This window comes from Cellulomonas bogoriensis 69B4 = DSM 16987 (genome assembly GCF_000767165.1).
Classification (GTDB): Bacteria; Actinomycetota; Actinomycetes; order Actinomycetales; family Cellulomonadaceae; genus Actinotalea; species Actinotalea bogoriensis.
Genome location: NZ_AXCZ01000105.1, coordinates 1 through 9248 on the forward strand (window position 1 = coordinate 1; position 9248 = coordinate 9248).

6 protein-coding genes are annotated in these 9248 nt (G+C 73.6%); 1 reads left to right on the plus strand and 5 read right to left on the minus strand.

Annotation, left to right across the window (positions count from 1 at the left end; all coding sequences use genetic code 11):
- From N869_RS09990 to N869_RS10010, 5 genes are all read right to left on the minus strand, one after another.
- A partial coding sequence (locus tag N869_RS09990; RefSeq protein WP_035060995.1) for an MFS transporter occupies positions 1-1224 on the minus strand: 1224 nt, incomplete at its 3' end.
- Complete coding sequence (locus N869_RS09995; RefSeq protein WP_035060997.1) at positions 1221-2507, minus strand: ATP-grasp domain-containing protein; 1287 nt, start codon at positions 2505-2507, stop codon at positions 1221-1223. The genes N869_RS09990 and N869_RS09995, both read right to left, overlap by 4 nt.
- Positions 2504-3763 carry an aminotransferase class V-fold PLP-dependent enzyme gene (locus tag N869_RS10000; RefSeq protein ID WP_084136880.1) on the minus strand — a complete coding sequence of 420 codons (1260 nt, stop codon included), beginning with the start codon at positions 3761-3763 and terminating at the stop codon, positions 2504-2506. Before N869_RS10000 ends, N869_RS09995 begins: the two co-directional genes overlap by 4 nt.
- Positions 3760-5082 carry a pyridoxal-phosphate dependent enzyme gene (locus N869_RS10005; protein ID WP_035060999.1) on the minus strand — a complete coding sequence of 441 codons (1323 nt, stop codon included), beginning with the start codon at positions 5080-5082 and terminating at the stop codon, positions 3760-3762. The genes N869_RS10000 and N869_RS10005 overlap by 4 nt, the downstream gene beginning before the upstream one ends.
- Positions 5079-6623, minus strand: a complete 1545-nt coding sequence (locus N869_RS10010) for a type III PLP-dependent enzyme domain-containing protein (RefSeq protein ID WP_198026035.1) — start codon at positions 6621-6623, stop codon at positions 5079-5081. The genes N869_RS10005 and N869_RS10010 overlap by 4 nt, the downstream gene beginning before the upstream one ends.
- A gap of 298 nt (positions 6624-6921) precedes the next feature.
- Here N869_RS10010 and N869_RS10015 point away from each other — a divergent pair.
- Positions 6922-9248, plus strand: a 2327-nt coding sequence (locus tag N869_RS10015; RefSeq protein WP_052105356.1) for a glycosyl hydrolase, incomplete at its 3' end; no start/stop codon positions are given.

Consider the following 9248-nt stretch of genomic DNA (forward strand, 5'->3'; position numbering starts at 1 on the left):
GACCAGGGCGGCGACCGCGGCGGCGAGGCCGGTGGCGACGAACCCCCAGGCGGCCGAGCCGGTGGTGTCGACGACGACGCCGGTGAGGGCGGCGCCCAGGGCCGCGGCGGACAGGTTGGTGGTGGTCATCCAGGTGTAGGCCTCGGTCAGCATGCCCTGGGGGCTGAGGTGGGCGACGATGTTCGCCTGGACGGTCAGGAGCGGAGCGATCACGGCGCCGGTGACCACCAGCACCACGCCCAACCACCAGGCCGACGGCGCCAGGAGCCAGGTGCCGTACCCGGCGGCCAGGCCCGACGTGAGCAGCAGGAGCTGGCGGCGCAGGGACGCGCGGGGGTGCTGGGTGGCGAACCAGAGGCCGGCCGCGGCGCTGCCGAGGCTCCACACGGACACCAGGACCCCGGTGACCGCACCGGACGTGGTCGGGTCCTGGCCCTCGGCCCAGGCGGCGAGCGCGACCGGAGCGGCGCCGAACGACACGGCGATCCCGGCGGTCACGACGAGCAGCCGGGGGATGCCGGGCACGCGCAGGGGTCCGAGCCCGCGCGTGCGTGGCCCGGTCCCCTGGGTGCGCAGGCCACGCAGGGTGGAGCCGCGGGCGATCGCGACGGTGCCCAGCACGGTGCAGGTCGCGGCGGCGAGCAGGGACGCGGCCGGGCCCAGGACCCCCGGTCCGGTGCCGGTCAGGGGCGCGAGGGGGCCGGCGAGCAGCATGAACCCGGCGAACAGCAACGGCCCGAGCACGTAGACGAGCTCGAACAGGGCCGACTCGATCGACATGGCGGCGTTGCGGGTGCGTGAGCGGCCGCTCGCCGCCCCGGTCAGGACGGCCCATGCGGCGCGCAGAGCGGGTCCGATGGGGGGCAGGACCGCACCCGAGGTGAACGCGAGCGCGCACAGGACGGCCAGTGGCGCGCGGGCCAGGACGGCGGCCAGGAGCATCACCTGGGTCAGCCCGTGGGCGATGGCGCACACGACGAGGACGGTGCTGGGGCCGAACCGGTCGGCCAGGCGGCCGGCGACGGGCGCGGCGAGCGCGATGGCCACGGAGCTGGCTGCGGTGACGGTCGCGGCCTGGGCGTAGCTGCCGGTGGTCTCACGGATGAGGAGCAGCCAGGCCAGGACGGTGATGCCCTGCCCGAGGCGCGCGACGACTCCGCCGCCGAGCAGGCGGGGTGCCCCGGGAAGGGCCCACACGTCCCGGTAGGAGGAGGTGGCGCTCATGCGAGCGCCCCTGCGAGCTGGGCGTCGGCGGTCGCGGGTTCGAGGTCGTAGAAGCCGGGACCGTCGAGGTAGAGCATGGTCATGACGTCGCGCTCGACGACCTCCTGGTGGGGGTGGGACAGGCCCACCAGGAGGGGCTCGGTCGTGTCGTCGACGGTGACCACGAGCGAGCCGCCGGGCACGACGGCGAGCTGGGCGTCGTGGAACGACGGGAGGGCCTGCACCTGCCCGAGCAGCGGGTAGCCACGGAGCCGACCGGCGACCGGGGACGTCATGAACACCATGGCGGCGCCGCCGCGTGGTTCGACCGGCTCGTCCGCGCGCATGCGGAACCGCTCGGGGTCGAGGTAGGCGTCGACGGTCCACTCGATCTGGGACTCCCCGCACGCGAGCTGGGCGTAGTAGGCGGTGTCGGCCCCGCACAGGCGCACCCCCACCTCCACCAGGCAGGGGCCCTCGGCGGTGAGCATGACCTCGCTGTGGGCCGGGCCGTGGCGCACGTCGAGGGCGTCGAGCACGGCCAGGGTGTAGTCCACGAGGACCTCGCGGGCGGGGTCGTGGGGCGGGACGGAGATCGCGGCGGCTACCCGGTCGCTGACCCCGTTGGCCGAGATCTTGACGTACCGCCACACGTCGGTGACGCGGTGGCGGCCGTCGCTGCTGACGGTGTTGACGACGTACTCGGTGCCGAGCAGGTACTGCTGGGCCAGGGTGCGGTCGTTGGGCGCGCCGAACAGGTCGGTGGTGCCGGCCAGGCGCCGGTGCGCGGCGACGGAGTCCTCGGGGGTGTCGCAGAACTGGACGCCGTCGTTGCCGGCGCTGCGCACGGGCTTGACCACGAGGCGTCCGCCCACGACCCGGTGCCAGGCGGCGAGCTCGTCCGCGTCGTCGACGAGCATCTGGGGCGTGGCGCGCAGGCCCCAGGCCCTCACCGCCTGCGCCTGCTGGAACTTGTCGCGGCGGGCCGCGCTGCGCCGGGTGCCGTTGCTCGCCAGGCCGAGCGCCTCGCTGACGGAGTCGGCGAGCTCGACACCCATCTCACCGCCGGCGAGGACGGCGACGGGACGCAGCGCGGCGACGCGTCCGACGGTGGCGTCGAGGTCGCCGTCGTGGACGACCTCGGCGGTGAACTCCTCGGCGATGAGGCCGGCACGGTAGAAGGGCGGCACGTCGGGGCTGCTGGCCAGGCGCACGACGTCGCACCCGGCCGCGGCGAAGGCCCGCACCAGGCGCAGGGCCGGTGCGTAGGCGTCGACCAGCACGACGGTTCCTCTGGTGCTCATCGGTACGCTCCTCGGTCGAGGTCGGTCAGGACGTGGATCAGGTGGTCGATCTCGTCGACGGCGGTGTAGGCGTGGGTGCTGACCCGGACCGAGCCGTCGCGCTCTCCCGCCCCGGCCTGGCAGTGGTGGTCGGCGCGGACCAGGAGCCCGTGGTCGGTGAGGATGAACCCGAGGTCGGCGGCGTCGATCGTGTGGTGGCGGAACGAGACGATGCCCTGGCGCCGCTGGACGGTGCTGGTGGCGGCGAGGCTCGCCTGGCAGCCCAGGACCTCGAACCCGTCCAGGTGGTGCAGGGCGTCGGTGAGGCGGGCGCCGAGGGCCACGGTCCAGCGGTCGATGCGGTCGAGCCCGGCCTGGTCGAGCCAGGACAGTGCCGCGCACAGGCTGACCGCACCCACGGTGTTGGGGGATCCGGGCCAGCCTGCGGGTGCGAACGCCGGGGCCCGGGTGCCCCGGCACCAGACCGCCCCGACCCCGGGCAGGGCCATGGCCTTGTGACCGGAGAACACGAGCACGTCGACGTCGAGCCCGGCCACGGAGACGGGCATGTGGCCGACGCTCTGGGCCGCGTCCAGGCACACCACGACGTCGGGTCCCACGGCACGGCGGATCCGGTCGACGTTCATGTGCGCCCCGTACACGTGGTGCACGTGCGTGACGGCCACGAGGCGGGTGCGGTCGGTGACCATCGCCGCGAGCGCGACGTCGTCGTAGTCGCCGGAGGCCGTCTCGTAGGGCAGCTCGTGGACGGTGATGCGGATCCCGCGCCGGGCGAGGAGCTGCTGGGCCTCGAGCCAGGGCTGGGCGTTGGCCTGGTGGTCGGCGAACGGGACGATGATCTCGTCGCCGTCGGTCAGCCACCCGGTGAGCCAGTCGGTCGCCACGGCCCGCAGCCCGGCGGAGGTGCCGGGGACCAGGTGGACGGTGGAGGTCGCCGGGTCGGGGTCGTGCAGGTGCTCCTTGATGCGCTCGGCGGTGGCCTCGACCTGGGCGGTGGTGGTGGTGGCCCACGGGTAGGTGCCGCGTCCGGCGTTGGCGTTGGTGGTCGTGAGGTAGTGGTGCACGGCGTCCAGGACGGCCTGCGGCTTCTGGGCGGTCGCGGAGCTGTCGAGGTAGGCGGTGTGCGGGTTGGCCGTGAGGATGGGGAACTGGGCGCGCAGCTCGGCGTGCCAGTCGTGCAGGTCGGCGAGCGTCACGTCGATGGCGTCACCGGCCAGGACGCTCCCGGTGCCGGTGGTGTGGTCGAGGACGGTCATCGGGTCCTCACCATCGGCGCCCCGGCGTCGCGCCAGGCGACGACGCCCCCGGCGAGGCTGCGGGCGTCGGTGTGCCCCTTGTCGCGCAGCAGGGCGGCGTAGCGGGCGGAGCGCTCCCCGACGGGGCACACGAGCAGGACCGGCTGGTCGGCGTCGACGGGCAGGCCGGCCTGGGTGAGGTCGTCGAAGACCTCGTCGACGATGTTCACCGAGCCGGGCAGGTGCTGGGTCGCGTAGGCGAAGGACCCGCGCAGGTCCACGACCAGGGGCCGGGCCTCGGTGATCCACTGCCGGGCCTGGTCCACGGTGAGGGCGGGGACCTGTGCGGCCTGCTCGTCGGTGACGTCGGCGACGGACCCGGCGCGGGCGGGGCGCCGCAGCAGCTCCGGTCGGCGCTTGCGCACGTAGCTGAGGTAGCTCTCGGCCCGGTCGCACACGATGAACACCGCGGTGCGCCGGCCCTGGACCTGGTCGTCGTCGCGCCGCAGGTGCTCGACCGCGCCGTGGAACGCCGCGCCGCCCGTGGGCCCGGAGAGCACGCCGCACCTGCGGATGAGGGTGAGCATCCCGTCCAGTGCCTGGTCGGCGCTCACGGCGTCGACGTGGTCGTAGGTCGCGGGGTCGAAGAGCCCGACCTCGTGGACCTCGTCGATGTTGCGGATGCCGGGGATGAAGTCGGACTTGGCCGCGACCAGTCCCACGACCTGCACGCGCGGGTCGTGCTCGCGCAGGGCGGTGGCCACCCCGGTGGAGGACCCCGCGGTGCCGACGCACGCGATGAACACGTCCGGCCCCTGGCCGCCGAGGTCCTTGATGATCTCGGGGCCGGTGCCCTCGACGTGGGCGGCGGTGTTGCGGGGGTTGTAGTACTGGTCGGTGTGCAGGTACTCCCCCTCGGAGGCCTGCAGGACCCGGTGGATGCGGGTCAGGGGGTCGTCACCGGCGGTGGGGTCCAGGCACTCGGCCTGACCGGGCAGCTCCTCGATCTCGGCGCCGATGAGCAGCAGCAGGTCCTTGATCTCGGGGACCTTCATGCGGTTGGTGATGCTGCGGAACGGCAGGCCGTGGGCCCCGGCGATCAGGGCGAGGGACTTGGCGGTGTTGCCGCTGGACAGCTCGACGACGGTACGTCCGTCGCGGGCCGCGGCGTCGATGTCGTGGCGGACCATGTTCCAGGCGGCGCGGTCCTTGACGGACCCGAACGGGTTGAGCAGCTCGAGCTTGGCGTACAGGTCGGTGTTCTCCAGGCCGTGGACCTGGGGGTCGATGCGGAGCAGCGGGGTGTCGCCGATGGCGTCGGTGATGCTGTCGTACCTCATGCTGGGCTCCCTGCGGTCGGTGGCGGCGCCGGCCAGTACTGCTCGTCCAGGGACCAGTCCCAGGCGCCGTGGTCGCGTGTGAGGGCGACGGTGCGGGCGACGGGCTGGTGCAGGGCGTGGTCGGCGTTGAAGTCCATGAAGTAGCCGGCGGTGTTGGCGAAGGCCAGGAGGTCCCCAGGTGCGGGCCGGCGGGGCAGGCGGACGGCGCGTCGGCTGAGCAGGTCGGCCTCGAGGCAGAGGTTGCCCAGCAGGTAGGCGCCCACGGGGCCCTGGTCCTGGGCGGGCCCGTCCGGCTCACGTCCCGCGGCCGGGACGAGGACGGGGTCCATGAGCACGCCGTGGTCCTCGGTGCTGATGTCGCGGGCGTTGGCGGCCAGGCGCACCAGGCAGTGGCCGGTGGGGGTGTCACGCACCTCCAGGACGGTGGCCAGGACGGCACCGGCCTGGTCGACCATGGCGCGGCCGGGTTCGGTCCACAGGTCGTACAGGCCTTCTTGCAGCAGGGTCGCCAGGGGGCGCCCGAGGGTGGGCGCGGTCGCGCTGAGGAGAGCGTCGAGGTACCGGGGCCCGGCGAGCGGGCGGGACGCCGGGTAGAGGCCGAGCGCGCCCCGCAGGACGCCGTTCTCGCTGCGCAGCCCGTAGCCGTGCCCGTCCCACGTCATCGCCGGACCTCGTCCGAGCACGGCGGCGGTCAGGGCACTGGTCCACGCCTCCCACTGGTCGGGCTGCGCGAGGTAGTCGACCCCGAACCCGCCGCCGACGTCGACGACGCGTGCGTCCAGGCCTCGGCGCACGGCCTCGTCCAGGGCCAGGACGCAGCCCTCCAGCGCGGTGATCTTCTCGTCCAGGCCGATGGTGTCCAGGTGGTAGGCCACGCCGCGCATGTGCAGGACGTCCCGGTGCTCGACGAGCAGGTCCAGGGCGGTGGCGAGGTCGCGGTGGTCGATGCCGAACCTGCTGGTGCGACGGAGCATGGTGGTGCCGGACGTCGGGAACGCCGTGAGCCGGACGAGGACGGGGACCGCGGGCAGACCGTGGGCGCGCACCAGCTGCGCCAGGGCGGCGATCTCGGCCACGGAGTCGACGTTGACGACGGCGCCGGTGCGGGCTGCGAGCCACAGCAGCTCCGGCCCCTTGGGGCCGGTGACCATGAGGCGGTCGGGGGTGAACCCTGCGCCGAGGCCGTGCTGGAGCTCTCCCAGGGAGGCGACGTCCAGGCGCGCGGGTGTGGAGGCCAGGTGCCGGACCAGGGCGCTGGACCGGTTGGCCTTGTGGGCGTAGTAGACGTGCCCGCTGAGCCCGTGGTCGCGGTACACCGCCCGGAACCGGTCGACGTTGGTCGCCACGGCCTGCGGGAGCACGAGGTTGAGGGGTGAGCCCAGGGCCCGCACGAGGTCGTGCAGGAGGGTCCGCTCCTGCAGCAGGTCGCGCAGCGGGTCGGTCAGGAGCGGGTCGAGGGGCAGCGGCACGGCGCCGGGGCCGTTCACGGGCGAGGACGTGGGCATGGTGCTCGGAGCGGCGTCGAGCGTCTCGGTAGCCATCGTGCTTAATGATACTCATTCTCAACTAGCACACAAGGCCCAGTCTTGCACACGGAACGCGACGCAGCATGAGACCGGTCTCACCTCCCTCTTGAAACCGGTCCCATCCGACATCTACGGTCATACCGGGCCGTCGTTCGAGTCACAGCACGGCTCCCTGCGCGCGACGAGGCGCGTGGGCCGACCACCGCCCACCCGGCGGCGACGAACGGGAGAACCAGTGACAGTCGCACCAGGCCCGCACCACGGGCACCGACCACCACCACGCACACGCCGACCCGCCACCGCGGTCACGGCCGTGCTCGCAGCCACCGCCGTGGCCCTCGCCGGGGCGACGCTCGCCGCGCCCGCACACGGCGAGACCCGGGACCTGGGGGCCGGCAGCTACACCACCGACCAGGTCGGCCCGGCACCCCACGGGTGCGCGGCGCTGGCCACCGACGCCCGGGCGTTCCTCACCGACGACGCACCCGGCGGCGCGATCCCCACCAACGACTGGTGGTCCTCGTTGGTGTTCAAGCAGCCCGGGGCCAGCTGCACCACCAGCGCACCGCTGCACGCCCACCCGGTGGCCTACCAGCCGCACCTGGAGGGCCTGGGGCTGTCGTTCACCCGCGAGCCCGTGCTGTACGGGACGCCCGGCGGGGTGGGCGAGTTCCACCACCCCTACGTCGAGGACGTGGTGGTCGGGGTCGACGGACTGCGCGCTCCCGTGGTGGAGGTCGCCGACTGGACCGACTGGACCGTGACCGCGTCCTGGGCCGCCGGGGACCGGAGCCTGCGCGCGACCATCGGGCACGGCCTGCCGTTCAGCTACTACCGGGCCCGGGGCGGGGACGTCCTGCTGACCGCCGAGTCCGGACTGCGCGTGTGGCACCAGGACGGCGGGCACGTCGGCTTCACCGCGGGTGACACCGACTACGTCGCGTTCGTGCCCGACGGGTCCACCTGGGCCGTCAGCGGCACCCGGCTGCGCAGCGGTGCGACCTACCTGTCGGTCGCGGCACTGCCCACCACCCCCGACGACTCCGACCAGGCCCGGCGGGACCTGGCGTCCGCCTTCGCCCCGTACGCTTTCGCCGAGGTCACCGACACCCGGGTGGACTACGAGTACGACCGGGCCGCGGGCGTGGTGCGCACCACCTACTCGGTGGTCACCCAGCCCGTCCAGGGTGGGGCCGGGGGCACCGTGGTGTCGCTGTACCCCCACCAGGACGCGTTCCTCACCGGTGCGGCCGGCGAGGGGCCCGGGGCCGGGGAGGCGCTGGAACGCACCTACCCCTCCCCCCGTGGTGACATGAGGACCCTGGTGGGCGCGACGTCGTTCACCACCGAGACCCCGTTCACCGGCGTGCTGCCCGAGGTCCCCGCGGTCGCCACCGGTGACGGTGAGGAGCGTGCCCGCCTCGAGCGCCTGCTCGACGAGGTCGCCTCGGACCCGATGGACATCCGTCAGGGCGACACGTACTGGACCGGCAAGGCGCTGGGCCGGGCCACCCGCATCGCGGAGATCGCCGACCAGCTGGACCGCACCGACGTGCGCGACGCCGCGCTGGACCAGGTGCGCGCCACCCTCACCGACTGGTTCACGGCCACACCCGGCAAGACCGAGCAGGTGTTCGCGTACAACGCCGACTGGGGCACGCTCGTGGGCTTCCCCGGCTCCTACGGGTCGGACACAGAGCTGAACGACCACCACTTCCACTACGGGTACTTCATCGTCGCGGCCGCGACCCTGGCCCGCTTCGACCCCGAGTGGGCGCAGGCGTACGGGCCCATGGTCGAGCTGCTGATCCGGGACGCGAACGGGTTCGACCGGGACGACCCGATGTTCCCCTACCTGCGGGACTTCGACATCTACGCCGGGCACGACTGGGCCTCGGGTCACGGGGCGTTCGGGGCCGGCAACAACCAGGAGTCCAGCTCGGAGGGCATGAACTTCGCCTACGGCCTGATCCACTGGGGCCAGGCCACCGGCGCCACCGACGTCGAGGACGCGGGCGCTTTCCTGTACGCCACCCAGGCCGCGGCGATCCAGCAGTACTGGTTCGACGGGTCCGGGGCCATCCCCGAGGAGTTCGGGCACACCACCCTGGGCATGGTGTGGGGCTCGGGGGGCACGTACTCCACCTGGTTCAGCGCCGCACCGGAGATGATCCAGGGCATCAACCTGCTGCCCGTGACCGGCGGGCACCTGTACCTGGGGCTGCGCCCGGACGACGTGCGCAGCAACTACGCCGAGCTGGAACGGGCCATCGGGGGGCCGCCCACCGTCTGGAAGGACATCCTGTGGTCCTACCTGGCCCTCGGTGACGGCCCGGCCGCCCTGGCGAAGCTGGACGCCGACCCCGGCTACGACGTCGAGGAGGGCGGCAGCAGGGCCCACACCTACCACTGGATCGCGAACCTCGCCGCGCTGGGGACCGTGGCCGGTGACGTCCGGGCCGACCACCCGCTCGCGATCGCGTTCGACGGGCCCGACGGCCGCACCCACGTGGCCGCGAACGTCACCGCCGAGACGATCGAGGTGCGGTTCTCGGACGGGGCCCGGGTCACGGTGCCCGCAGGCCGGACCGTGACGTCCGGCGCCCACACCTGGTCGGGCGGGTCGGGGGCCGGGGGCAG

Coding starts and splice junctions, on each gene's coding strand:
- N869_RS10000 (WP_084136880.1), bottom strand. CDS start 3,763: ATGACCGTCCTCGACCACACCACCGGCACCGGGAGCGTCCTGGCCGGT.
- N869_RS09995 (WP_035060997.1), bottom strand. CDS start 2,507: ATGAGCACCAGAGGAACCGTCGTGCTGGTCGACGCCTACGCACCGGCC.
- N869_RS10005 (WP_035060999.1), bottom strand. CDS start 5,082: ATGAGGTACGACAGCATCACCGACGCCATCGGCGACACCCCGCTGCTC.
- N869_RS10010 (WP_198026035.1), bottom strand. CDS start 6,623: ATGGCTACCGAGACGCTCGACGCCGCTCCGAGCACCATGCCCACGTCC.